This window comes from Bradyrhizobium sp. AUGA SZCCT0176 (assembly GCF_018130145.1).
Lineage (GTDB): Bacteria > Pseudomonadota > Alphaproteobacteria > Rhizobiales > Xanthobacteraceae > Bradyrhizobium.
Genome location: NZ_JAFCMB010000004.1, coordinates 161637 through 187122, shown reverse-complemented (window position 1 = coordinate 187122; position 25486 = coordinate 161637). Strand labels below are relative to the sequence as shown.

At 64.3% G+C, this 25486-nt stretch carries 16 protein-coding genes and 1 pseudogene; 5 read left to right on the top strand and 12 right to left on the bottom strand.

What is annotated here, in order from left to right; translation table 11 throughout:
* Window positions 1-73: 73 nt before the first annotated feature.
* Both JQ600_RS12095 and JQ600_RS12090 read right to left on the bottom strand, forming a co-directional pair.
* Window positions 74-877 (bottom strand): annotated as a pseudogene (locus JQ600_RS12095) (LysR substrate-binding domain-containing protein); the annotation flags it as partial.
* A 331-nt stretch (window positions 878-1208) separates the two neighbouring features.
* Window positions 1209-1691 (bottom strand): MarR family winged helix-turn-helix transcriptional regulator, encoded by a 483-nt coding sequence (locus JQ600_RS12090; protein ID WP_212263741.1) that lies wholly within the window; start codon window positions 1689-1691, stop codon window positions 1209-1211.
* 134 nt (window positions 1692-1825) lie between these two features.
* Here JQ600_RS12090 and JQ600_RS12085 point away from each other — a divergent pair, with 134 nt between their 5' ends.
* Complete coding sequence (locus JQ600_RS12085) at window positions 1826-3751, top strand: FAD-binding monooxygenase (protein ID WP_212388968.1); 1926 nt, start codon at window positions 1826-1828, stop codon at window positions 3749-3751.
* 41 nt (window positions 3752-3792) lie between these two features.
* On the opposite strand, the gene JQ600_RS12080 is transcribed toward JQ600_RS12085, so the two are convergent.
* The 10 genes from JQ600_RS12080 to JQ600_RS12035 form a co-directional block, all read right to left on the bottom strand.
* Window positions 3793-6156: a xanthine dehydrogenase family protein molybdopterin-binding subunit gene (locus JQ600_RS12080; RefSeq protein ID WP_212388967.1), complete on the bottom strand. Its 2364-nt coding sequence runs from the start codon at window positions 6154-6156 to the stop codon at window positions 3793-3795.
* Window positions 6157-6170: 14 nt separating this feature from the next.
* On the bottom strand, window positions 6171-6629 hold the full coding sequence (locus JQ600_RS12075; protein ID WP_212388966.1) for a (2Fe-2S)-binding protein: 459 nt from the start codon (window positions 6627-6629) through the stop codon (window positions 6171-6173).
* Between the two features lie 24 nt (window positions 6630-6653).
* Window positions 6654-7529, bottom strand: a complete 876-nt coding sequence (locus JQ600_RS12070; protein ID WP_212388965.1) for a xanthine dehydrogenase family protein subunit M — start codon at window positions 7527-7529, stop codon at window positions 6654-6656.
* The gene (locus JQ600_RS12065) at window positions 7526-8539 is read right to left on the bottom strand and encodes an ABC transporter permease (RefSeq protein ID WP_212388964.1); all 1014 of its coding nucleotides are present in this window, start codon (window positions 8537-8539) and stop codon (window positions 7526-7528) included. The genes JQ600_RS12070 and JQ600_RS12065 overlap by 4 nt, the downstream gene beginning before the upstream one ends.
* Window positions 8532-9551: an ABC transporter permease gene (locus tag JQ600_RS12060; protein WP_212388963.1), complete on the bottom strand. Its 1020-nt coding sequence runs from the start codon at window positions 9549-9551 to the stop codon at window positions 8532-8534. The genes JQ600_RS12065 and JQ600_RS12060 overlap by 8 nt, the downstream gene beginning before the upstream one ends.
* Window positions 9548-11086 (bottom strand): sugar ABC transporter ATP-binding protein, encoded by a 1539-nt coding sequence (locus JQ600_RS12055; RefSeq protein WP_212388962.1) that lies wholly within the window; start codon window positions 11084-11086, stop codon window positions 9548-9550. Before JQ600_RS12055 ends, JQ600_RS12060 begins: the two co-directional genes overlap by 4 nt.
* Window positions 11087-11165: 79 nt before the next feature.
* Window positions 11166-12263 carry a TMAO reductase system periplasmic protein TorT gene (gene torT, locus JQ600_RS12050; RefSeq protein WP_212263749.1) on the bottom strand — a complete coding sequence of 366 codons (1098 nt, stop codon included), beginning with the start codon at window positions 12261-12263 and terminating at the stop codon, window positions 11166-11168.
* Between the two features lie 107 nt (window positions 12264-12370).
* The gene (locus JQ600_RS12045) at window positions 12371-14332 is read right to left on the bottom strand and encodes a hydantoinase B/oxoprolinase family protein (protein ID WP_212263750.1); all 1962 of its coding nucleotides are present in this window, start codon (window positions 14330-14332) and stop codon (window positions 12371-12373) included.
* A gap of 4 nt (window positions 14333-14336) precedes the next feature.
* Complete coding sequence (locus JQ600_RS12040) at window positions 14337-16361, bottom strand: hydantoinase/oxoprolinase family protein (RefSeq protein ID WP_212388961.1); 2025 nt, start codon at window positions 16359-16361, stop codon at window positions 14337-14339.
* A gap of 275 nt (window positions 16362-16636) precedes the next feature.
* Window positions 16637-17596 (bottom strand): helix-turn-helix domain-containing protein, encoded by a 960-nt coding sequence (locus tag JQ600_RS12035; RefSeq protein WP_212388960.1) that lies wholly within the window; start codon window positions 17594-17596, stop codon window positions 16637-16639.
* An 823-nt stretch (window positions 17597-18419) separates the two neighbouring features.
* Between JQ600_RS12035 and JQ600_RS12030 the strand changes: the two genes are divergently transcribed.
* From JQ600_RS12030 to JQ600_RS12015, 4 genes are all read left to right on the top strand, one after another.
* Window positions 18420-19925, top strand: coding sequence for a PLP-dependent aminotransferase family protein (locus JQ600_RS12030; protein WP_212489949.1), 1506 nt, complete (start codon window positions 18420-18422; stop codon window positions 19923-19925).
* Window positions 19926-20302: 377 nt separating this feature from the next.
* Window positions 20303-22312: a hydantoinase/oxoprolinase family protein gene (locus tag JQ600_RS12025; protein ID WP_212388959.1), complete on the top strand. Its 2010-nt coding sequence runs from the start codon at window positions 20303-20305 to the stop codon at window positions 22310-22312.
* The gene (locus JQ600_RS12020; protein ID WP_212489931.1) at window positions 22309-23895 is read left to right on the top strand and encodes a hydantoinase B/oxoprolinase family protein; all 1587 of its coding nucleotides are present in this window, start codon (window positions 22309-22311) and stop codon (window positions 23893-23895) included. The genes JQ600_RS12025 and JQ600_RS12020 overlap by 4 nt, the downstream gene beginning before the upstream one ends.
* Window positions 23892-25214 carry an aminotransferase class III-fold pyridoxal phosphate-dependent enzyme gene (locus JQ600_RS12015; protein WP_212388957.1) on the top strand — a complete coding sequence of 441 codons (1323 nt, stop codon included), beginning with the start codon at window positions 23892-23894 and terminating at the stop codon, window positions 25212-25214. Before JQ600_RS12020 ends, JQ600_RS12015 begins: the two co-directional genes overlap by 4 nt.
* The last annotated feature ends 272 nt before the right edge of the window (window positions 25215-25486 follow it).

Genomic DNA, 25486 nt, shown 5'->3' with positions numbered 1-25486 from the left:
TGTCGTTTTCGGATAGCGGAAGCTCCTTGCCCAGCAGGAGCTCGTCTTCGAGATTGAGATAGTGTGCGAGATAGTCGTGCAGGGCGCTCGCGGCCTTTGATGTCGCGGTCGGGGACTTATACAGCAGGAGATCGACCTTAGGCAGCGGCGGCAGCCCTTCCTTGTCGCCGATCTCGCGCATGTTGCGCACCAGTGCGGAGCGGCCGAGGACGGTGACCGCCATGCCGGCGAAAGCGGCGGCCTGCAAACCGCCGACGCTGGGACTGACGCAGGCAATGCGCCATCGGAGTCTTGATGCTTCCAGCCGTTCGATCGCATGGTCGCGAAAGATATTGCCCGGCGGCAGCAGCGCCAGGGGGATTGGCTTTTCGTTATGCGCCGTGGATTGCTCCCCGGTCATCCAGACTAACTGCTCCTGCCGCACCACCTGTCCGCCGGTGAAATCGTTCATGCGGGTCACCAGCGCGATATCGACTTCGCCGCGCTTCACGCATCCGACGAGTGGTGTCGAAAGAGAGCAGTTCAGCTCCAGCTGAACGCGCGGAAAGGCTTTGCGGAAAATCCTCAGGATCGAGGGGAGCATGAAGGCGGCATAGAGGTCCGGGGTGCCGAGCACCACGTGACCCTCGATGTCCGGAGAGGCGAGTTGCGACAACATTTCGTCGTGAAATCCGACGATCGATCGTGCGTAACTCAGGACCGTCTCGCCTTCCGCCGTCAAAAACAGCCGGCGGCCCTCGTGAATGAAAATCGCCTTTCCGGTGAGCTCCTCCAGCCGCTGTAGCTGAAGGGTAATCGCGGGTTGGGTACGACCAAGCCGCCGCGCCGTCTCGGTGATGCTGCCGGTTTCGACGACCGACATCAGCGAACGCAGCATGCGGATGTCCAGATTGATCAGGTTCATGGCGTTGCTCGCTGTGCAGGCAGGGCCGTTCTATGCAATTTTCGTGCTTGGGTAGGAAAATAAGGAGTCCTGGGCCGGTGCTGATAAAGAGCGGGGTGTGCTTACGACTGGCGCGGAGCGCCGCGTCCTGTTCTCGAAAGATTCGCGCGCCAGCGATCACGGATTAAGCAGCAAGCCAAAAAAGATAGCAGTCGGTGCGATTTAAGCTGGACGTCGGCAGGAAACGACCGGATTAAGGCTTGTCAACACGCGCGCCGAGTAGGGGGCCGTGGGCTTCCCGTCGTCGCTGCCTGACGAACGAAAGCTATTTCTTTCTGGCGGCATCTGTCAAAGCCGTTTGCTGCGGGGCGCGGCTAAGTTCGTTGCCGGCGGCGATGGCCTTGCGCAAGAGCCGCATGAGTGTCGCGGCCTCGGCATTGGACAGGCCAGCCAACAAGATCCGCTGTGCAGCCTCGACTGCCGGCTCTATCCCGTCGAGCGTCCGATGTCCTTCATCGGTGACCTGCAACGCGTGGGCGCGCCTGTCGGTGCGGCTAGCCAGCCGAACCAGCAAGCCTTTCTGCACCAGCCGATCCACAACGCCGGTGATGGTCGTCCTGTCATAGGCGATCAACCCGGCAAGCGTCGCCTGATCGATTCCCGGTTGCGTCCCGATGGTGGTGAGCGCTGCGTATTGAACTGGGGTGAGGTCATAGCCGGCTTCCTCGACCGCGGCATGGAAGACCGCCACCGCAATCTGTTGGAACCGGCGCGCCAGGTGCCCCGGCTTGTCGTCGTTCTCGGTCACCAAAACCCTCCAGGTTGCTCGCTTGACAAGTATACTGATAATAAGCATACTGATTAAATTCGGCAACAGCTTTTTGGGTCCGCAGCTGAGCAAGCTGACGGCCCGGAACTCGCGTCAGGCGCGGGGAGGGTTTCGTGCAATTTCATCTGAACGGATTCGAACCCGGCGACCCCGAGATTCAAGACCCTGCACAACGGGTTGTTGCGCCAGGATCTGCTGGCGCCATTCCGGCGGAGGTCGACATCCTCATCGTCGGCTGCGGTCCGGCCGGGCTGACGCTGGCGGCTCAACTGTCCGTCTTTCCCGATATCAAGACCTGCATCGTTGAACAGAAGCCGGGCCCTTTGCTCCGCGGCCAGGCTGATGGCGTTGCCTGCCGCACGATGGAGATGTTCGAAGCCTACGGCTTCAGCGAGCGTGTGCTGAAGGAAGCCTGCTGGATCAACGAGACGAGCTTCTGGAAGCCCGACCCTGCGCAGCCCGACAACATCGTCCGCAGCGGACGGGTGCAGGACACCGAAGACGGGCTGTCGGAGTTTCCGCATGTCGTCCTGAACCAGGCGCGGGTGCATGATTTCTACCTCGACGTCATGCGCAAATCGCCGTCGCGGCTCGAGCCGTATTATGCGCGGCGCCTGCTCGATCTTCAGATCGACCCTGCGGCCACCTCCGGCGACGATGCCGGTCCCCATCAGGTGACCGCGAGATTCGAACGGCTCGATTCCGCGCACGAAGGACAGATCGAGACGATCAAGGCGCGCTATGTGGTGGGCTGCGACGGGGCGCGCAGCACGGTGCGCGCGAGCATCGGGCGCACGCTGCGCGGCGACTCCGCCAACCATGCCTGGGGCGTCATGGACGTGCTGGCCGTCACCGACTTTCCGGACGTCCGCTTCAAGTCATTGATACAGTCCGCCAACCACGGCAGCATCATCATCATTCCGCGGGAAGGCGGCTATCTTTTCAGGCTGTATATCGAACTCGACAAGCTCGATGCCGGCGAGAGGATTTCCAATCGTAACATCACGGCCGACGACCTGATCGCGGCGGCGCGGCGCATTTTCAAGCCCTATTCGCTCGACGTGAAAGAGGTTCCGTGGTGGTCGGTCTATGAGATCGGCCAGCGCCTGTGCGACAAGTTCGATGACGTGCCGGAAGCGGACGTCGCGAAACGTCTGCCGCGTGTATTCATCGCCGGCGACGCCTGCCACACCCATAGCCCGAAAGCGGGCCAGGGCATGAACGTATCCATGCAGGACGGTTTCAATCTCGGATGGAAGCTGGCGGCTGTCTTGCGGAAGCGATGCGCGCCCAGCCTCCTGCACAGCTATTCGGCCGAACGCCAGGCTATTGCCAAGGAACTGATCGACTTCGACCGCGAATGGGCCGCCTTGCTCGCATCGAGTAAGGGGTTCGATCCGGCCGAGACGCAGCGCTATTTCGTGAGGCACGGGCGCTACACCGCGGGAACCGCGGCCCGTTACCGACCCTCGCTCCTGACCGGCGAGCCAACCCATCAGCATCTGGCCGAGGGGCTGACGATCGGCATGCGCTTTCATTCCGCGCCGGTCGTCCGTCTGGCCGACGCCAAGCCGGTTCACCTCGGCCACGCGGTCAAGGCGGACGGCCGCTGGCGCATTTTTGCCTTTGCCGGCGCGGAGAATCCCGCCGCGTCCAGCTCCGGCATCCGGGCCCTGTGCGACTTCCTCGCCGAGGCGCAGGCCTCTCCTGTGCGGAAATACACCCCTGATAACGAGGACATCGACTCGGTGATCGATGTTCGCGCGGTTTTCCAGCAACATCATCACGCGCTCGCTATCGAGGCGATGCCGTCCTTCCTGCTGCCGGAGAAGGGACGTTATGGACTTCGCGATTACGAAAAAATGTTCTGCGCCGACCTGACAGGCGGCAACGACATCTTCACGATGCGTGGCATCGATCGCGAACAGGGATGCATGGTGATCGTACGGCCAGACCAGTACGTGGCGCACGTTCTGCCGCTCGAGGGGTATGGGCCGCTCACGACGTTCTTCGATGGCTTCATGACCCGACCGGACTGAACGCAGCCCGCGCCCGAACTGAAGTTTTGAGGACGTCTTCTCTATCCGGTAGTACCGTGCGGGCGCACCAGATTGTCCGCCCAGTCTTCGGCAATGTGGGACAGCGAGAGGTCTGGCTTCTGGTCGAGGAGCAGTTCGAGCACGCGCGGTGGCGTGAGTGGCAGCTCCTGGACGCGTTTACCCGTTGCGTTAGCAACCGCGCATGCGATGGCCGCGCCGACATTGAGGATGGGCACTTCGCCGGCACCCTTGGTACCGAGCGGTCCGATTGACGGCGCACCCTCGTAGAGGCTGATTTCGACCGGCACGACATCGAGCGCCAGCGGCACGCGGTAGGTTTCGAATCCGTTCTGGTTGACGCGGCCGTTGGTGCCGATCGTGACCTCTTCGTGCAAGGCATAGCCCAGTCCCTGCACGACGCCGCCCTGGATCTGGCCCTGGATCGCGCGCGGGTTCAGTGCGCGGCCGACATCCTGGACGACGCGATAGCTGAGCACTTCGACATGCCCGGTCTCTCCGTCGACGGCGACCTCGCAATCATGGACAGCGAATACGGGGATGTCGATCGCGTCGATGAAGTGGCCGGCGACGCATCCCGGCATCGCCGGCACGCCGGCCCCCGTGAAGGCGCCGGTGCCGGAGACAGGTCCGATCTGGGCCTGGGCGCGGGTCGCGACCTCGGCGACCGTGCGGCCCGAACCGGGCGCGCCGGCGATCTCGATTCGTCCCTGCCGCATCACGAGGTCTTCCGGTGCCGCCTCGATCATGTCAGAGGCGACCTTGAGCAGCTTTGTGCGTACTTCCTGCGCGGCCGAAAGACTGGCTGCGCCGAGCGCGACCGTGGTGCGGCCGCCGCCGACGCCGACATCGTAGCCAGCCGCATCGGTGTCGGCGGCGCGCACGATCACGTTTCCAGGGTCAATGCCGAGCGTACTGGCGACGATCTGCGGAAGGCTCTGCATCATCGAGCCGGAGCCGATCTCGACGCCTGACGTCACGAGCGTGGCCGTGCCATCGGCATTCATGTTCACGGTTGCCGCCGAAGGACCGACAAAGACGAACCAGGTTCCGACCGTGGTGGCGCGGCCAAACAGCCGACCGTCGGCAAGCTTGCGGGGCGGGGCGGCCGCGTCGCGTAGCGTGTCCATCCGCGCGAGCATCGGGCCGAGCACGTCGCCCTCGAACACCTGGCCGGTGGCGCCGAGATCGCCATCGCCGAGCACGTTGCGGCGGCGGAAGGCGAGGGGATCCATGCCGATCCGGGCGGCGATCTCGTCGGTGTGCCGCTCCAACGCGAAGGTGTTGTAGACGCCGTTGCAGCAGCGGAACGCTCCGTTCGGAGCGGTGTTGGTGTAGACCGCACGCGAGACCAGCCTCACCGCGCCGAGCCGGTAGTTGCCGCCGAGCGTGTGCGCGGTCATGGTGGTCAGGAAGATCTGTTCTCCGCCATACGCCCCGCAGTCCATCAGGACGACGGCTTCGCGCCCGACGATCTCGCCTTCGCGTGTCACCGCCGAGCGAATGCGGATCTCGGCATTCTCGCGGAACAGGCAGGTCAGCATCTCCTCTTCCCGCGAGTTGACCAGCCGGACCGGCCGGCCGCTGGCGCGGGCAAGCAGGGCGGCGAAGGGTTCGACCGCAAGATCGAATTTGAGGCCAAAGCCGCCGCCGACCGGTGGCACCGTCACGCGCACCTGCGATGCGGCGACACCGAGGAGCCGTGCGGTTGCGTTGCGGATGCCCCAGGGAACCTGGGTCGAGGTCTCGATGTGGAAACGGCCGTCTTCGTAGCTTGCGACCACCGCGCGCGGCTCGAAGGCGATATGGTTTTGGCGGCCGACGCGGAAGGCGCTCTCGATGATCTCCACGTCAGTCCGTGCGAAGGCGCCATCAACATCGCCGCGGACCACGGTCGCTTCCCAGGCGACGTTACCTTCGCGTGCCCCGCCTTCGAACAGGACTTCGTACGCGCGCCAGTCGGGATGAACGAGGGGCGCTTCAGGCGCAAGCGCCTCGGCCATGGTGAGCACGGCCGGCTCGGGCGCGGTCTCAACTTCGATCGCGGCGAGGGCAGCCTGGGCTTGCGCAAGCGTGTCGGCGGCAACCGCTGCCAAGGGCTCGCCATCGTAGCGGATCACGTCGCGGGCAAACAGCGGGTGATCGGCGATGCCGATTCCGATCGTGCCGGGTGCGTCGGCGGCTGTCACCACCGCGCGCACGCCGGGCATGCGCGCGGCTTTGGCGGTGTCGAGGCGGACGATGCGTCCCGAGGGGACGTTGGCGCGTAGCACCGCGGCGTGCAACATGCCCGGTAGATAGCGATCGACGGTGTAGCGCGTGTGGCCGCGCAGTTTGTCGCCGGCATCGCGGCGTCGGAAATCCATGGTTGCGGAAACGTCGGCCATCGCTGGGCCTCCCATCATGTCGCGGTGAGCGCCCGCACGGCCGCTTCGACGATGCTCTCATATCCGGTGCACCGGCAGATGTTGCCGGTCAGCGCGGAGCGGACGTCGTCGCGCGTTGCGCCGGGCGTCGCCTTCATCAGATGCGTCAGGGTCACCACCATGCCGGGAAAACACATGCCGCATTGCACGGCGTCGCAAGCCTCGAGCGCCTGCTGAATCGGGTTCAATGTGCCATTTGCCGCGAGGCCTTCGACGGTGCGGACCTCGCAACCCTGCGCGAGCGCCGCGGGCATCAGACACGACAAAGTGGGCCTGTCGTCGACCAGCACCATACAGGCGCCGCAAAAGCCCTCGCGGCAGACCGGCTTGGCGCCGGTCAGGTGAAACTCCTCGCGCAGGACGTCGACCAGCGGCGTGACGGGATCAGCGGTGAAGCCGCGACGATCGCCGTTGACGTTCAGGCTCAGGGCCATGTTCACCTCCATCATCATCGGCGCTCAGCTGCCAAGCGCGGCGACGGCAGCGCGACGCACAAGGCTTGGCAACACGCTCACGCGGTACCAGGCCGGCACCTCGACGCTGTCGCGGCCGGTGAATTCATCGGCCAGTTCGGCCGCGACCTTGGTAGCCTGTACCGGATTCAGCACGTGGCCGAGCAGCGCCGCTTCGAGGCGGACCCAGCGGCGCGCAGCCGGTTCGACCGAACCGACGGCGATCCGAACGGCCTGCACACGGTTCGCCGGATCGGTCGCCACCGCGAGGCTGACGATGGCGACCGGGTAGTCGCCCGACTGGCGCAGTGGCAGGCGCGCATGCGCGGTCTTGCGCGCGTTCCGCGGCACGACGATCCGCGTGAGCAGCCGGCCGGGTGCGAGTGTCGATCGCATCCTGAGGAACTGTTCCAGATTGATCCGCTCACGATCGTTTCGGCTGGCAATTTCGACTTCGGCGTTGAGGCATAGCAGCGCCGGCACACAATCCGCCGCGGCGAACGCCGTTGCCGAGAGGTTGCCCCCGATCGTCGCCATCGCGCGGATCGCCGGATTGGCGGCGCGGCCGGCCGCCGCTGTGAGCACGCCGAACTCGGGGAGACGGGCCAAAGCCAGCGCCAACGCCGCGTGTGTCACCGCGGCGCCAATCTCGATCGTGTCGGTGCCGATCTTGACCGCGCTCAGTTCGGGGATTTTCCCGATCGCGACATAGTGCGCCTTGAGCTGCTCGTGCCGGATCGGAGACCGCATGATCCAGGTGCCACCGGCAAAGGGAGCGCCAGCGGTGCCGTAGTCGCTCAGCGCATCGAGTGCTGCCGGCAGCGAGGGCGCGACGTAGAACGATCCCGCCGGACCGCTTTGCAGGAGGGGATTAGTCGTCATTGGCGCCGCTCCAGTCGCAGGCGATCGAGCAGCACGCCGATGATGACGATGGCGCCCAGCACGACCATCTGGACGTACCCGTCGATGCGGGTGAGATTCATGCCGTTGGAGAGGATTGTGACGAACAAGGCGCCGAGCACCGCGGTGCCGACCCCGCCGCGTCCGCCGGCGAGGCTCGTTCCGCCGACCACGGCGCCTGCAATCGCCTGCAGCGACAGCGAGCCGCCGAGATTAGGTTCGCCCGAGCCGGTGCGCGCCGTCATCATGATGGCGCCGAGGGCGGCGAGGGCCGAGCACAGCACATAGGTGAGAACCAGGATGCGCTTCACCGGCAAGCCCGCCACCGCTGCGGCGCGCGGGTTGGTGCCGATGATGTAGAGCGAGCGACCGAAGACGGTACGCGCCAGCATCAGTTGCAGCACGATGCCGATCGCGACGGTGATTGCGATGGCGGCGGGGACACCGAATATGTTGCCGCCGTAGAAGATCTGCGAGAACGTGCCAGGTACGCCCTGCACCGGCCGTCCGGCCGACAGCGTCGTCGCGACGCCGATCGCGATATTGTAGCTGCCGAGGGTTGCGACAAAGGGGTTCACGCCGAGCAGCGCGATCACCACGCCATTGAACAGGCCGCACGCGATGCCAAGGCCGAAGCCGGCGCCAAGTCCGGCGAGCAGGACGGTGGTCGTGTCGTGGCCCGATGCGGTGGCGCCGGCCATCGCCAGCGCGGTGCCGACGCTGACCATCGATACTGTCGGACCAAGGGCAAGATCGAAGCCACGTGTCAGGATGACCACGGTCTGCGCCATCGCGAAGAGTGCGAGATAGCTGGTCTGCTGGGCGATGTTGAGCAGATTGGCCGGGGAGAGCACGCGGCTGTCGACGGCGGCAAAGCCGAGCAGCAGCACGACCAGCGCGATCGGCAGCATCGCGCTCCAGAGCCATTCGGCCGGAAGCCGTCTCGTTTGACCGGTGTCCTTGGCGGCGACCGACAATTCGAGGTCAGACACGGGACTTCCTCCGTCGGCTGAGTTCGTCCAGCGCCACCGCCGCTACCATGATGACGCCGAGGAATACCGGCTGCAGGCGGGAGTCGATGTGCAGGAGGTTGAGTGCGTTGCCGAGGATGGTCAGAAACAGCGCGCTGATGGCGACGATCTCGACCCGGCCGACACCGCCGCGCAGGCTGACGCCGCCGATCACGGCGGCGGCGATCGACTGCAGCATCATGCGGTCGCCGCCAAAGCTGGCCTGGCCGGAGCCGACCTGTGCGGTCAGCAATATGCCGGCGAGGGCGGCGAGCACGCTGGAGAGGACGTAGGTGCCGACGATATGGCGCTGGATCGACACACCGGACACCACGGCCGCATCGACGTTGCCGCCGATCGCATAGACGTAGCGGCCGAACAAGGTTCGCCGCTGCGCGAACATCGTCACGAGGATGACGGCGAGTGCGAGGTAGACAGCGGTCGGCAGGCCGAGCACCTGGGCACGCCCAAAACCTTTTACGAAAGCCTCGGGCATGCCGTAGACCGGGATGCCGCTGGTGATCATGAGGCCGACGCCGGCGGTCGCCGACATCGTGCCGAGCGTCACCACGAAGCCCGAGACCTTGAGCTTCGCCACGCAGAAGCCGTTGACGAGCCCGACCAGCAGTCCGCAGCCGAGCCCGGCAGCGACGCCGCTTGCGATGATGAGGGCGTTGTTGCCGGGAAACGCGACTGCCGCGGCCGCCATGGTCTTTGCGGTCACCACGCTGGCGAGCGCGACGACGGCGCCGACCGAGAGGTCAAAACCGCCCGCGATGATCACCAGCGCCTGGCCGCAAGCGACGATCGCGAGAAACGACGCGTTGCGCAGGATGTTGAGGATGTTGATGATGCCGTAGAACTGGGGATCGATCGCGGACATGCCGGCGACAAGCGCGACCAGCAGCGCCGGCAGCAATCCGATCCATCCGGCGATCGATCGGCCAGAGCCGGTGGAAGTTCGAGGTTGGGTGGCGGTGAGGGCCGTGCTCATGCCACCTCCGCCGCAAGGTGATCGCGGAAGAAGCTCGCAAGCACGTTTTGCTCGGTCTTCTCGGCGCCCTTCAGCTCGGCAGCGATCCGGCCATGGTGCATGACGTAGAGCCGGTTCGACAGCGCCAGCACCTCCGGCAATTCGGACGACACCACGATGACCGCAGCGCCGGCCTCGACGAGGCGCTTCATGAATTCGTAGACCTCGAGCTTGGCACCGACGTCGATACCGACGCTCGGCTCGTCGAACAGGAAGACGGTCAGCTCGCGCGTCAGCGCGCGCCCGAGCATCACCTTCTGGCGGTTGCCGCCGGACAGCGCGCCTGCGGCCCGCTCGATGTTGGGCGGCCTGAGCTGCAACTGCTCCATGATGCCGGCGATTGTGATGCGCTCCGCAGCCTGTCGCAGCACGCCGAAGCGGGCGAACGCGGGCAGGTCTAGTCCGGTCATCGAGGCGTTCTCGCGGATCGGGCGCGACAGCGCGAGCCCTTCGGCGATCCGGTTGGCGGGGAAATAGGCGATGCCATGCTTCAGGCTGCGCCGCGGCGTGGGGAATTCGTAGCGCAAGCCATCGATCCGGACTACGCCCGAAGCCATCGGCTCCAGCCCGTAGATGGCGCGGATCAGCTCCGATTTGCCGCAGCCGACGAGGCCTGCAATGCCGGTGATCTCGCCCGCCTGGGCGTAGAAGTTCACGTCGCGAACACTGCCGTCGGTCAAGGTGAGGTTTTCGACGTCGACCATGACCTTGTCCGGCTTGTGCGCGATCGTCGGAAACAGCAGGTCGATCTTGCGGCCGGTCATCAGTTCGACCAGTTCGCCGTCGGTCGACGTGGCGGCATTGAGGGTGCGGATATGGCGGCCGTCGCGCAGCACGGTGACGCGGTCGGCAAGCGCACGGATCTCGCGCATGCGGTGTGAAACATAGATCAGCCCGACATTCTGGCTCTTCAGCCGGGCAATCAGCTCGAACAGCCGTCCGGTCTCGCGCTCCGTCAGCGAGGCGGTCGGCTCGTCGAGGATGAGCAGACGCACCCGGCCGAGCAGCGCCTTGGCGATCTCCGTCATCTGCTGGTGCGCGCGCGAGAGATCGTCGACGCGCTGCGATGGATCAAGGTCGAAGCCAAGTTCGTCGATCAGCGCCCGGGCCCGCTTGCGCATCTCGCGCGCCCGCAACACGCCGCTGCTCGAGACTTCGCGGCCGAGGAACAGGTTCTCTTCCACCGTGAGGCTTGGAACCAGCGAGAATTCCTGGAACACCGGGCTGATGCCGATCGCGCGCGCCCGCTGCGGCGTGAGGTGGCGGATTTCCTCGCCGCCGAAATGGAATGTGCCTTCGTCGGGCGGAAACGTCCCTGACACCACATTGATCAGGGTCGATTTGCCGGCGCCGTTCTCGCCGAACAGCACATGCAGTTCGCCGGCACGGACATCGAGATCGACCCGGTCGAGGGCGCGGACGCCGGTGAATCGTTTTGAGATCCCCCGCAATGCGAGCAGGGGCCCGGTCTGCTTCAAGTCGATGTCGACATCCATCCCCGTCTCCGCAGGCGGCCGGTAAGCAGGCGGGAGCGCTTGTCTCCCGCCGGTGTGTTGCCGGAGCTTACTTGAGGCTTTACTTGGCCTTGACCGAGTAGACCGGCTTCCAGCTTCCGGGCGCCAGCACGAGGCCCATCTGCAGCTTCGGCACGGTGGTCTTGTCGACGGCCGAGGCCAACGGCTGAGCCAGACTCATCACGGGTTTCTTCTCGATCAAACGCACGGCCTGATCGACCGAGACGGCGCCTTCGCCGACCGGGTACTGGGTCGCAAAGGCGAGGACGTCGCCGCGGTTCAGTGCATCGAGCATGGCCTGGTTCTCGTAGGAGGACATGATCTTCATGTCGCTGCGGCCGGCTTCCGCGACCGCGCCGATCGCCGCTTCAGCGGTGGGTGCGGTGCCCCAGATCACGTTCATGCCCGGGTAGGCCTGCAGCGCGTCCTGAATCAACTGGAGTTGGACCGCAACGCCGGAGTCGCCGAACTTCTCGGCAAGGACCTTGGCGTTCGGATTCTTCGCCACCGCCTTCTTGAAACCTTCGTTGAAGGATTCCGCCCAGCCCGAGCCGGCGGGGCCCGGGAATGTCACGATGTTGAGCTTGGCGTCGGGCTTGGCCTGCGCCAGCAGGCCTTCGCCGGTCACCCCGCCCATGGCGACGAAGTCGACATAGATCGCGGCGGGCAGGGCGTTGGGCGGCAGCGGGTTGGCGACACCGACGACCGGCACGCCCTTGGCCTTGGCTTCCTCGAATTTCTTGCTGAGACCCGCACCGGAGATCGCGCCGACAATGATCGCGTCGGCGCCGCTCGCCATGCAATCGTCGAATTGCGAGAGCTGCTTCGGCAGGTTCTCATAGCCACCGGCCTCGTAGAGGGTCATGTTGACGTTCATTGTCTCGGCCTGCTTGACGATGCCGTAGGCGACCGCCACCCAAAAGCTGTCCTTCATATGCGGAAACAGCACGCAGAGCTTGTAGGGCTTCTCGGCCTTCGGCAGTGGTGTGTACTCCGCCGGCTTCGGTGTGCCGGACGAGGCGTCGTAGACCTTCATCGGAAACCAGGGCGTCTCGGCCGCGGCGGGCGAGATCGCCGCAAGTGCGAGGCCCGCGGCGATGCAGAGCGTGGAGCGGATCGGCCGAAGCCGGTTGACGGGAAGGTACGTCGTACTGGTCATAGCTCTATCCTCATGGTTCGAATGAAAGGGCGAGGGCCGACGAGTTCGGCTCCCCATTTGCATGCGCGCGCCGCGCCGCCCGTGGGCGACGCGGTTGCCGGCGGGGATTAGTCCGCGGCCCAATTTGCGACCGAGCGTCGCTCGAATACCTCGCGGAACTGGCGCGTGGATTCAGGAAGGAGAGCGCCGGTGCCCCAGTCGAGGATCACGGCGTGTTGGCGGATCACGTCGAGCGTATCGATCGCGCCGCTGCGAAAACGTTGCGCCACCACTTCCGGGTCGAGCCGCGCCTTGGCGACGCGCTCGGCCCTGATCTTGGCGCGGAGTGCATCGGTAGCGGCCCTGTCGATCTCATATTCGCAGAGCTCGGCGTCGATGGTCTGTACCACCACGCCATAGTCCTTGGCGGCGCGCTCGACCGAGACGTAGTCGTCCTTGATGTCCTCGATCACAAGACGCGGATCGCGCAGAAGCGGATCGCCGAACCCGCCGCCACCGGCGGTGGGGCGCGAGAACACGTCGCCTTCGCCGATCGGGACATCGGAGAAGATCGAACCCAGCCGTTCCTCGGCGGCGGCGCCGGCGCGATGCAGGGTCAGGCCATGCGGCATCGAAGGCAGGCCGCCTTCAATGCCCCAGACCACGGCGCGTTCGCGGTCGCAGATATAGGAGATCACCGTCTTCTCCGCCTGCAACATCCGTGAGGTCTTCACCACCCCTGCACCGCCGCGCCATTTGCCGGGGCCGGGCGAGTCCGTAAGGATTTCGCACTTGGTGGTCAGGATCGGATTGGCGCGCTCCTGGCCCTCGACAGGCTGCGACATCAGGCCGGTGCCGAAGCAGGCGGTCGTGACGTTGCTGCCGTCCTTGCCGTTGCGTCCGCCCCAGCCGCCCGGCAGCCAGTCGTAGAACATGAAGATCGGCTTGTCGGAGCTGCGGGCGTCGAGACCGCCGGTGAGCAAATATTCGAGATTGAAGGCGCAGGCGAGCGCGCGCTCCGGCATCAGCTTCGACCACATCTCGTAGATCGAATTCATGATCTTCTCGAACGGCATCAGGAAGCCGGTGACTGCGATTGGCCATTTGGCGTCGACGATCGAGCCCTCGGGCGCGATGATGTCGAAGCAGCGGTAGAAGCCGGAGTTGAGCGGCAAGTCGGGAAAGAAGGTCTTCATGCCCGCCGCAACGGCCGAGAAGGTGGCGCCGAAGGCCGAATTGTAGATCGAGCCAATGGTCGGATGGCTGCCGGTGAAATCATAGATTGCACGGTCGCCCTTGATCGTCATCTTGATTCGGATCGGGATCATCCCTTCGCCACCGGCAGGGTCGCGATCGATGAAGTCGACCGTCTCCCATTCACCGTCCGGGAGGGCGGCGATGCGCTGGCGCGCCGAGCGCTCGACATAGTCCTGGACGGCGGCAAGTCCGGTCTCGACGGTGTCGCGGCCGTATTTGTTGACGAGGCGAAGGATTTCGCGCTCGCAGACTTGTGTTGCCTGGGCCTGCGCCTGGATGTCGCCAATGATCGAAGCCGGGTCGCGCGTGTTCGAGGCGATCAAATGCGCGACGTCCCTGCGCAGGCCGGCCTTGTCAAACAGGCGTACCGGGGTGATGCGCAGCCCCTCGCGGAACATCTCGCGGGCGGCGACGTCGAACGATCCGGGCACGCTGCCGCCGACATCAGACCAGTGTCCGTTCGACTGGCTGAAGGCGATGATCTTGCCGTCGGCAAAGATCGGCCGGATCAGGCGTACGTCGGAGAAGTGCGTGCCGCCGGCATAGGGGTCATTGATCGCAAAGACGTCACCCTCATGCATGTCGCCTTCGAAGTGGCGCATGACGTCCTGGCAGGTGAAGTGCAGCGTTCCGACATGGACGGCGATGTCCTGATTGCCCTGGGCTGCACATTCGCCCTTGGCATCGTGCAGGGCGCTCGAGAAATCGCGGTTGTAGATGACGAAGGAATAGCAGGTCCGCAGCACCTGCTCGCCCATCTGGTCGACGCTGGTGATGAAGGAGTTCTTCAGGACTTCGAAGGTTACAGGGTCGAGCGCAAGATTGCCGGCCATCGGCTCACTCCTTCACGCGGATGATGATGTTGAGGTATTTGTCGACTTCCGCGCTGGCGCCGGGCGGCACCACGGTGGTCGCGTCGACTTGTTCGATGATTGCGGGACCCTGGAAGCTGAAGCCGCAGGGCAGGTCGTCGCGCTGGAACACCGGCGTGTCGAGCCCGTTGCCGTCGAACCACACCCGGCGCCGATCGACCGGCTCCGGGGTCGCTCCGGTAGGTTTGTGCACGGCGAACTCGGCCTTGGGTACGATACCGACGGCCTTCAGGTTGAGACGGAAGAAGCTGACGGGAGAATCGTCGCGGCGGAAATTGTATTCGCGCTGGTGCTCGGCGTGGAAGCTCTTGACGAGGTCGGCTATCGCGCCAATCGGACGCGGCGCGCTGACGGCGAGCGACCGCCACTGGCCGCGATACATCATATCGATCGACCTCTGCAGCACGATGTCCTGCTGGGCGACGCCTTCGTGGGTCAGCCGCGCCAGCGCTTCTTTCTCCAGCGCGGCGAACTGCGCCTCGATGTCGGCGGAATCGGCCTCGTCGGCGCCGACCATGCAGCTTTGCGAGAAGTCGTGCTGCATGTCGACCAGGAGGCATCCGAGCGCCGAGGTCACGCCGGGATTGGGCGGCACGATCACGACGGGGATCGCGAGTTCGCGGGCGACATCGACGCCGTGCAGGGCGCCGGCGCCGCCAAAAGCGACGAGGGCGAAGTCGCGCGGATCGTAGCCGCGGCTGATCGAGATCAGCCGTACCGCGTCCGACATGTTGGCGTTGGCAACTTTGAGGATCGCGTCGGCCGCCTCGTGCAGGCCGAAACCGAACGGCTTTGCGACGCCATCCTCGACGGCCTTGCGGGCAAGCTCGGGATCGAGCATCACTTTGCCGCCGGCCAGGCTGGTGCCGAGCCGACCCATCGTGACGTTGGCGTCGGTATTGGTCGGCTGCGCATTGCCATTGCCGTAACAGGCCGGGCCTGGATAGGCGCCGGCCGATTGCGGGCCGTTGCGCAAGGAACCGGCCGGATCGGTCCAGGCGAGCGATCCTCCGCCCGCGCCGATGGTGAGCACCTCGATGGAGGCAAAGCGGATCGGGTAGCCGTATTCGATGTACCAGTCCTTGGTGATGCGTGACTGACCCTCATAGGCCAGCGAAACGTCGGTCGAGGTACCGCCCATGTCGAGGCCAATCGAATTGGGAAAGCCGCAGAGACCCGCGATGTAGCGGCTGGCAATCGCGCCGGCGGCAATGCCGGAACCTGCGAGGCGCGCGGCGAAATCCTTGACGCTCGCCGGCGTCATGACGCCGCCGCCGGTGTGCAGCAGGAGGAGATCGCGGGTGTAGCCTTCGTCGGCAAGGCGCTCGCCGAGGCGGCTCGTGTAGCTGACGACGACCGGACTGACGACGGCGTTGACGACCGTGGTCGAGAATCGCTCGTGCTCGAAGATTTCGGGGAGCACCTGCGAGGAGATCGACACCGGAATGTCCGGCATCTCCGCCAGCAGGATATCGCGCATCGCGCGCTCATTCTCGCCATTGAGGTAGGCGTTCATGAAACAGACCGCGATCGCGGCCACGCCCCGGCGCTTCAGAATGCGCGCGACCTTGCGCGCGGCGTCAGTGTCGAGCGGCTGGATCACCTTGCCGGCCGCATCGACGCGTTCGGATACGGTCAGCCGGTCGCGTCGCGGCACATAGGGTTTGACGACGTCCTTGTAGGTGTCCCAGAGGTCTTCCTTGTTGGCGCGCCGGATCTCGATGACGTCGCGGAAGCCTTCGGTCGTCACCACGGCGGTGCGCGGAAGGCGGCGCGTGATCAGTGCGTTGGTCGCAACCGTGGTGCCGTGCGAGAACAGCGCCACCCTGGACAGATCGATGCCGGCCTTGGAGACGCCGCCCATGATCCCCTCGATGGGATCCCGGGTCGTGGATGTTTTCTCGATGCGGATGAGGCCGGTGGCCTCGTCCATGATGCATATGTCGGTAAAGGTGCCGCCGACGTCGACGGCCACGCGAAGATTTTGCACGATACGGCTTCCTTTCCAACGCGTGCCGGGCGAGGTCGGGACGACGGTTCAGGCGCGCCGGATCGATGATCCGGCTGCCGCAGACGGCCCGTTCGACCGGCGGATTTCGTAGATGTCGCGAGGATTATAGGCAGGCCTTCGGTGAGGCTTCTTGACGCTGAGCGCAGGAAGATTTGTGCCAGAGAGCACGAACGGCTCAGCCGTCGCGCCTGCTCCAGCCTGCCCCGGAAGCAATCAAGGGTCGGATCAGGAAGAGTACTGGAGCCGTCATTGCTTCATGTATTGGCTGCGCGCGACGCCGCCCGCGCCTCGCTCGGCGTGCAGCCGAACCGGCCGCGGTAGTTGCGGCTGAACTGCGCCTGGTCGCCGAATCCCCAATGGTAGGCAATTTCGGAGATGCTCTTGCGGCAGTGCGGATCGCGCAGCATGGCATCGCACATCAGCAGGCGCTGGGCGCGGATATAGGTGCTCACGGTGACGCCTTCGCCTTCGAATATCTGGTGCAGATATCTGAGAGAAATGCCGCAACCGTCCGCCACCGTCTGCGGCGTCAGCCGCATGTCGTCGAGGTGTGTACGGATAAAATGCTCGCAGCGATGCAGATGCGCATTGCGGATCGTGGACGAGTGACCCGCCAGCACGCGCTCGTCGGACTCGACCGCCATCGCCAGCAAATCGATGAGATGCTTGCCCATCATGGTTCGGGCAGTCTCGTCCATTTCCTCGATGCGCTCGCCGGACAGGCGTAGCGTATCGACGAAGAGCGCGCCGACGCTGCGGCTGGCGTCGAATTGCAAGGTTGCGAGGCGTTCGGGGCGGGAGATCCGCCCGCGCAGCACGGCGCTTGGGATTTTCAGCACCCAGAGCGCGGCGGGATCGTGGTGGCTGAACTCATAGGGTAAATGGCTGCGCTCGATCAGGAAGGCGCCCGGTCGGCAGCGGATGTCCTTGCCGTCCTGCTCAAAGCGGATCTCGGCGAGCTCGGGCACGGTGATCAGGAAGCATTCCTCGCGTTCATTGACGAGGTGGCGTTCGTGCCGCTTGTAAAGCAGGCCGTCGCAGACGTTGCGGGAGATCGAAACCGGCCCGAGCGACCAGGCGCCCAAATTGCCGTGGAAGTCATGACCTCCGAGAAAGCGAAGATCCAACGAGTAGTAGATGTCGGAGACGACCTTCTGCCAGAACTGGCGGCGGTGATGGGTAGGAATGTCGTTGGTCGCGAAAGTGGTCTGCATCTTACGCTCCGTCACTGCCGTCGACTGCTGGGATCTGATCGTCTCTCCTGGCGGGGACCATCTGTCGCGCCGATGTGGCGGCGAACGCGATAGGTATCGTCATCTCGATCGTTGATGGCCGCACTCATACGCACTCCCGTGCCGTCATCGACGTCAGCTTGGCGAGGACGGCAGGATGACGTCAAGTCCAATGGAAGGGGAAGCCGATATTTTAGGCCGCGTGCTCAATTTCGATCAGGACAACCGAAGGATGGAGGCGGCGATCAACAACAACCTCCCGGCCGGAGTCCGTCCGAAGAGGTTGCCCATTGTCGGAGCGTTCCGGCGATTACGTCAACTGCGTAGTCTGGCCAAAAGCCCCGCGCGAGCCTGACGCGCGTCCAGTGCCATCCTGACCTTGACGAACCTGACCGCTGTGTTCGGCTGAAGCTGGCCGATCAGGTCGATGTCGGCTGCGTTCACCATGCCAATCATGAACTAGCCGCCGCCTTAAACGGCGTCGGTATCGACGCCGGCGGCAGGCCGCGCAAGTATTCGTGATCACGCAGATAATCCAACCGTGGTTAGTCGCATTGAGGGCGTAAGATAAGCCGCTGAAATACCGAGACTATCTCTTTTCCATCGCCCCCTTGATGGATTGGATCGAGAAGGCGGCATGCGCACGATGGTTGCGCCGAGAGATCAGAGAAAATCGAGCAACATCCAGCGTGCGCAAGCCGACCTGAACGTGCTGGGGTATCAGTGGCGGGTCGATCGTTTCAAGAACGTGTATATGAAGACTGCGGTTTGCTGGTTGGCCGCGCTCAAGTTAAATCCTTCGTCTATGGAAAAATCCCGCCCCCAAAAGAGGCGCGTGTCGATCGCCGGCATGCATATCGATCGCGCTTCAGCGGTCCCGATCCACCTGCAGATCGCCGCGCATCTCCGGAACGGCATTCTGCAGGGGAGGCTTTCGGCCGGCACGAAGTTCCTCGGCTCGCGGGAGATCGCGCGCGAACTGGGCTGTTCACGAACCGTGATTCTGACAGCGTGGGATTTGCTCTATGCCGAAGGTTACCTGGAATCGACCCCGCGTGGAGGCGTCACCGTCGCGTCGGTCAAGCAGGCGCAAGCGAGCCCGGCGCCAGCGGCGGTGTCCTCGTCAGGAGAGGATTCGACTGCTATCGAGATTGGCCCGGTCTCTGATCGATGGCGATCCCTGCTGGCATTCGAATACGACACCAATTGGAAGTCCGAATTCAGCCCCGGTGCGCCGGATGTTTCCAGCTTTCCATTCAAGGAATGGGCGAGGCTGCTGCGGCAGGCCTGGCAGAATCCCAAAAACTCCGACTGTCTTGACCTTCCGCCTGAGGGGCATCCGGCGTTGCGGAGCGAAATCGCCAATTTCCTCGGATCGGTGCGCGGTCTGGTCTGCACGCCGGGCAACGTGGCCGTGACCTCCGGCACGTCAGGTGCACTGGATTTTTGCAGCCGCATGATCCTCGATCAGGGCGACGAGGTCTGGGTCGAGGAGCCCGGGTTCGTCGAAGCCCGGTGGACGCTGACCGCGGCAGGCGCGAGACTCATTCCGGTGCCTGTCGACGACAAGGGCCTCTGCGTTTGCGAGGGAATTCGGCTGGCGCCGCATGCCAAGCTGGTGGTCGTGACGCCGTCGCATCAATATCCGATCGGCGTCAGCATGGGGCTTGAGCGGCGGCTTGAGCTTTTGGACTGGGCGAACAAGAATGACGCCTGGATCATCGAAGATGATTACAATTCGGAGTTCAGGCACCAGGACAGCATGATTGCCTCGCTGCGGTCGCTCGATCGTGACGGACGCGTGATCTACCTCGGGACTTTCTCGAAGCTGATGATGCCGAGCTTGCGTATCGGCTACATGATCGCCGACGAACGTCTCATCAGGGCGTTCTCGAAAGGTCGCGCCCGGATCGATGTCCACACATCGGGAATCGGGCAGGTGGCGCTGGCGGAATTCATGCGGGAAGGCCACCTGGTGAGACATCTGCGACGAATGCGGAAGGTTTATGCCGCGCGGCGGGCTGCCTTGATTAACGCGATCACCACGTTGATGCCTGATGAGCTGACCGTGTCGTCCGCGGCGACCGGGCTCCATCTGGTCGCCTTCTTCACCGAGCGAATGCGGGCACGGATGAGCGACGCAGAGGCGGCAAGGCTCCTGCTGCAAAGCGGCATTCACGTGCAGCCGCTGTCGCAGAACTATCTCGGCGAACCCACGCGACAGGGATTGGTGTTCGGATATGGGCGGCTGCAGACAGAGGATGCACGCCGGTTGATATCCAAAATGGCCGCCTGCCTCAGTGCTTCATAGCGGCAGCAGATCAGCTTGAGCCATCGGAGTCGCGGCTCCGGGGGCGGCGAGTGTGCATCTTCCGTGAGCATCAATGCCCGGATTAATGCAGAAGACTTTGGAAGAGCGGCAGCGCGCTTTAGCGGCTGGCCTACCTGTTTGCGGCAAGTCTGGCTCTATGCGATGGCTCGACCGGTCTGTCACAAATTCGCCTGGGTGGCCTTCACAGGGGAAGCAGGGTGATGATGACGGATCGTGGAGTCTCGTTGAAACTACTGATCGGCGCGGCCTATCTCTAGCTCGACTTTCGCGATTTGAGTCGCAACGTGGCTTCTGTCGTCGCCCCCGGCCTTGTTCGGTGCGCTGAGAAGGAAGGCAATGGCTGAACAAGGAATGAAATGAGCGGCTTAAACAGGGAATGGGAGGTCGGTACCGATATCGGGGGCACCTTCACCGACATCATTGCCATCCGGCGTGACCCCGCCGAAACCCGGATCGCCAAGGTTCCGTCGCGTCCGCATGCGCCGGTCGATGCGATGCTCGAAGCCCTTGAGGCCGTTGGACTGCAGAAGGATCAGGTCAAACGCTTCGTCCATGGCACCACACGGGTAACCAATGCGATCGTCGAGGAACGCCTCCCAAAGGTTGCGCTGATCGCCACCGCTGGATTCGAGGATGTGCTGGATATCGCCCGCTACCGGCGCCGTGATCTGTACCGCCTCGATATCCCGCCGAAATCGCCATCATTGGTGCCGCGCGAGCTTTGCTTCGGTCTGGTTGAGCGGCTCGATCACGAAGGGAACGTGCTGAAGCCGTTGCAGGATCGCGAGATCGACCGTCTCGTGACATGGCTGAAGCAGACCGGTGTGCAAAGCGTCGCGGTGGCCTTGCTGCATGCCTACGCCAATCCGGTACATGAGAGGATTCTGGCCGAGCGGCTCAAGGCGATCGTGCCGCATGTCTCGCTGTCACATGAGGTCAATCCGGAAGCACGCGAATACGAGCGCACGTCGTCGACGGTGTTCAATGCGGCAGCGATGCCGATTGCCGTCGAATATTTGAGTGAGCTGGAGCAGCGCTTGCCGATTGGACCTGGCCTGCAGGTGTTCCATTCCGCCGGAGCCATGGTTCCGATTGCTGCGGTCAAGCGGCGTCCTCTGGTGATGGCGATGTCCGGGCCCGCGGCCGGTGTGTCAGCGTCGGTCAGCATCGCGCGCCAGCTCGGCACGCCGAGAATGCTCACCTTCGACATGGGTGGTACCACCACCGACGTCTGTCTGATCATCGACGGGCAGGCGGAGATGGCGGACGGCCGAATGCTCGGGGATCGGCCGCTGCGCCAGCCGATGCTGGCGGTTCACTCGATCGGGGCTGGAGGTGGTTCGATCGTGCGCAATGGGCCGGGCGGCTTGACCGTAGGACCCCAAAGCGCGGGGTCGGAACCCGGCCCGGCCTGCTATGGCCGCGGCGGCACGGCGGCGACGATCACCGATGCCAACGCGGTGCTCGGCTATCTCAATCCCGAAACGCGGCTCGGGGACCGTATCAGCCTCGACATCGAGGCTGCCCGGCGCGCCATTGCGCCCATAGCACAAGCGTTGAAACTGGGCCTCGAGGAGACCGCACTCGGCATCGTCAAGGTCGCCAATGCAACCATGGCAAGGGCGCTGCGCCGGGTGACGGTGGAACGCGGCATCGACGGCCGCGACTGTACGCTCCTTGCCTTCGGCGGCGGCGGTCCGATGCATGCGGCGGGAATGGCGGATCTCTACGGCATCGGTTCGATCGTGGTGCCCAACGCATCGAGTGCATTTTCTGCGCTTGGCTGTCTCACTGCCGATTTCAGCTTTCTGCAGCAGCAGACCTTCCGTGTCGCATTGGATGGTATCGATCTCGCTCGGGTGTTGGAGCGGATCGAGACCTTGATCGGGCAGGCGTCGGAACCATTGATTGCCAACGGCGTTGCGCGCGCAGAGATCGACGTCGAACTGGTCGCCCTGATGCGCTATGCCGCGCAGAACGACGCCATTGCCGTGCCGTTCTCCCTGCCTCTGAATACCACGCGCCTGCGGGAAGATTTTCTCGTTCGTCACCACGAACTGTTCGGCTACGCGACGCAGGAGAGTTGCGTCATCGAATCGGTGCGCGTGCAGGCGCGGCGGCCATCGACCACCATCGTCGATCGCCCCACGACCGCCGTTCGCAAGTTGCAGGTGGCTTCGCGTCGATGCACGTTCGATGGCGGCCATGACGTGGCGACGGTGATCGTGGACCGCGCCTCGATGAAGGAGCCGGTCCTCGGGCCCGCGATCATTGAAGATGCGTGGTCCACAATTGTGGTCCCCCCGGGCTGGCAGGCCAAACCGGACACGGTCGGTCATCTCTTTCTGACGAAGGTGAGGCCATGACGCTCGATCCGTTTACCGTTGAGGTGATCCGGCATGGATTGTCGGCGGCAGCCGAGGAAATGAGTCTGGTGATGACGCGTTCGGCACGCTCGCCACTGTTGCGCGAAGCCGGCGATCTTTCATCTGCGATCACCGATGCGAAGGGCGATCTGGTCGGTCAGGGCCGGGACATCCCGATCCACCTCGGGGCCATGGCTTACACCGTCCCGGAACTGCTGAAAGTTGTGCCCGTAGGCAGCCTGAACGACGGCGACGTGCTGATCTATAATCTTGGCGCGCTGGGCGGCAACCATCTCAACGACGTCAAAGTGGTCCGGCCGGTTTTTGTCGACGGTGATATCGTCGCATTCGCGATCAGCCTCGCGCATTGGCCCGATATCGGCGGAACATGGCCGGGCAGCTACTTCGCCAAGGCCATCGATACGTTTCAGGAGGCGATGCGCATTCCGCCGGTTCTGATTGCGACAGCGGGCGGTGTGAATACGCCCATCATGCAGCTTCTGAAGGCCAATGTACGCGATCCCGAAGCGTGCGAGGGCGATCTGCTCGGACAGATCGCGGCAACCAAGGCGGGCGAAAAACGCATCGTCGAGCTTTGCCGGCACCACGGCAGGGATGTGTTCACCGCGGCATTGGCGCGTCTGCATGATCTGTCGGAGATCGAGATGCGGGAGGCGATCCGCGAATTGCCTGATGGCGTCTATCAAGGGGAAGATTACCTGGACGATGGCGGCGCGGGCGGGGAACCCGCCCGCATTCACGTCAAGATCACCATCGCTGGTGATGAGGCCACGTTCGATCTGTCCGGCAGCGCCGACCGGGCCTCGAATTTCTGCAACACCACGCCGTTCATCGCGCGTTCCGCGGTTGCCTATTCGGCACGCATCATGAGCGGGCGTGAGATGCAGCAAAATGCCGGCGCCTTGCGGCCGCTCACGATCATCACGCGCCAGGGTTCGATTCTGGAGCCGGGGTGGACGGCGGCCGTCGCGGCGGGAAATCACGAAACCTCAATGCGCATCGTCGATGCCATCTTCCATGCGATGCAGGACGCGATTCCGGAACGCTTGTCCGCCGGCGGGACGACGACAGCCAGCGTGCTCTTTTTCGCCGAGCCGCGCTCGGACGGCTCCTGGAAGATGCTGTACGAGGTCCATGGCGGCGGCGAGGGCGCGCGCCATGATCGTGACGGCGTTTCGGCGACGCGCGTGCACCTGGCCAATACGTCCAATACTCCGGCCGAAGTGATCGAGGCCAACTACAAGATCCGGGTCGAGCAGCAATCCATTCGCCGCGAGTCCGGTGGCGCCGGACAGTATCGCGGCGGCGACGGCGTGGTGCGTTCCTACCGGATTCTCGCGCCGTCCATGCATCTGACCACATGTATCGAGCGAATGGTGATCCCGCCATTCGGCATGCAGGGCGGCCAACCCGGCCAGACCTGCCTGATATCGCTGGTCAGAAACGGCGCCAATGTCGAAATCGACGGCAAATCGAATCTGGTGCTGCAGCGCGACGATCTTGTCACCATCGAGAGCTGCGGCGGCGGCGGTTATGGAGCGGCGAATGAGGTTTCTCGATGAGTAGGCTCTTGCGAACCGGCCTGAACGCAGGCGACAGCGCACCGCTTACCGTCGTCGGGGGTGAGGGCGTCTATTTCCATCTCGAGGATGGCCGTCGCCTGATCGACGGAAGCAATACTGGCGGCGGCCTTGGCCATCGTCATCCGGCGATGGTGGAAGCGATCCGTCGCGCTGCGGATACGCCCGTCGTGAATGAAGGTTGGACCTGGATCGGGCGCGAGCAAGCCGCTGACGATCTGATCAGGGTCGCCTTCGAAGGCGAAGCGGACTGGGTCGGCGCCGTTCGCTTTTGCATCAGCGGAAGCGAAGCGAATGACATGGCGCTCTCGCTTTGCCAGGCACTAACGCAGCGCACGGCGCTCGCGACCCGCGAACGCGCCTATCACGGCCTTGTCGGTCTGTCCCGCAGCATGACCGTGCAGCCGCAATGGCATGGCGGCCTCGCGGTGCATGCCGGTGGCTCGCAACTGCCGGCCGTGATGGCGCCGGTCCGCATTCTGCCCGCGCCCGATGGCGCGATCTACGGCGCACCACCGAACAATCCGTCGGCGAAACAGTATCTCGCCGATGCCGCAAGCACCCTGTCGGACACCGCCGCAACCATCATCGACTATACGCAAGGCGGCATCTACTACGACGCCGACTATCAGGACGAGCTGGCGCTGCACGCCCGCGAGGCTGGATCGGTCTGGATCGCCGACGAAGTGGTGACCGGCGCGGGGCGGGCGGGGCGATGGTTTGCGTTTCAAGGTGGCGAGAGCCGCCCGGACATCGTGACGCTCGGCAAATCGTTGGGGGGCGGCGCCGCGGCGGTCGCGGCGGTCGTGGTGTCGAAAGCGATCGTCGAGCAGCTCAAGGGCAAGAGTTGGCAGAACTACGGAACGTTGCGCGGGCACCCGATCAGCATGGCCGCCATCAGCGCCTACCTCGGCGTGGTCACCAGCGAAGACATCCTGTCGCGGGTACGCCAGCTCGAGGGACTGTTCGCAAAGCGTCTGCTCGAGATCGCGCGGCGGCATCCCAGCGTAAGACGCGTGGCGGGACAAGGCCTGCATTGGACCATCGAGCTGCACGGGCCGGACTGGCGGACGTGGCGCGCGGACAGCCTTGAGGATCCCATCGCTTCCCGCGTCGCGTTGCGCGCCCTTGAGGCGGGCGCGGTGATCGGAACCAGCGGTGAACAGACCTCGCTGTTCCTTGCGCCGCCTTTGGTGATCTCCGCGGATGAATCCCGTCGGTTGCTCGATGCGCTTGATCACGGTCTGCAGGTTGCGGATGAAGAGCACGAACGCCATGCTGCCCCTGGCCACGGCCGATAGGAGGGCTGGACTGAGTCATCAAGGATACCGCCAGTGAGCTGCGTTTCTCGCTTGGCCGGTTGGCGAACCCTGGTACCTGCCGATGCCTGACGGCACGCTCGACCATGCGCTGGCGCGCGCCGCGGGGGCGGCGAGCGGAAACGCAGAACTGACGTGCATCACGAGGACTGTCTCCGGAATTGACTTCGTGTGAACCAAAACTTTAACTGCTGGCTCGATTGAGCCGGATAAGACTCCGAGCTTCACAGGCTGCTTCATTTTCATGCAAGCGC